Genomic DNA, 657 nt, shown 5'->3' on the forward strand with positions numbered 1-657 from the left:
TCGGTACGGACGGTGAAGTATCTGTGCGCGTACGTGGTCAGCAAGATAACCAAGTCGTTGGCCAGTTGACTATTACAGACTTTGTTAACCCAGGTGGCCTAGAGCCAATCGGTCAGAACCTTTACTTGCCAACAGGCGCAAGTGGCGACCCGCAAGAAGGTGTTCCGGGTTTGGACGGTTTGGGTGAAATTCGCCAATCCATGCTAGAAGCCTCCAACGTAAACGTGACAGAAGAATTGGTCAACATGATCGAAGCTCAGCGCGTGTACGAAATGAACTCTAAAGTGATCTCATCTGTCGATAAGATGATGAGCTTCGTTAACCAGCAGTTGTAACGGCGAAAGTTAGCCATTAAGGAGCTCATAATGAAACGAATCTGTTTACTTGCGCTGATCACAACCATGTCTGGCTGTGCGATGTTAGAACCCATCGAAACGGATGAAGTGACGCAAGCGACTACCGTTGTGGATGCGGTTGAAGGCGATAAGTCGAAAGACGAGAGTAGCGGCATCGTTGATACACTGCGTGGCAGAAATGATCCGGTTGCTGGTGATCCAGCGTGGGCTCCAATTCATCCAAAACAAAAGCCTGAGCATTATGCTGCGGCGACGGGTTCTCTGTTTAGCCCAGAGCACATCACCGATTTGTATGACGACT

1 protein-coding gene and 1 pseudogene are annotated in these 657 nt (G+C 49.5%); both read left to right on the plus strand.

Translation table 11 applies throughout. From position 1 onward, the window contains the following. A partial coding sequence (locus tag R8N47_RS25765; protein ID WP_318186172.1) for a flagellar hook-basal body complex protein occupies nt 1-335 on the plus strand: 335 nt, incomplete at its 5' end. 30 nt (nt 336-365) lie between these two features. After that, nucleotides 366-657 (plus strand): annotated as a pseudogene (locus tag R8N47_RS25770) (flagellar basal body L-ring protein); the annotation flags it as partial.

This window comes from Vibrio sp. 2132-1 (assembly GCF_033344315.1).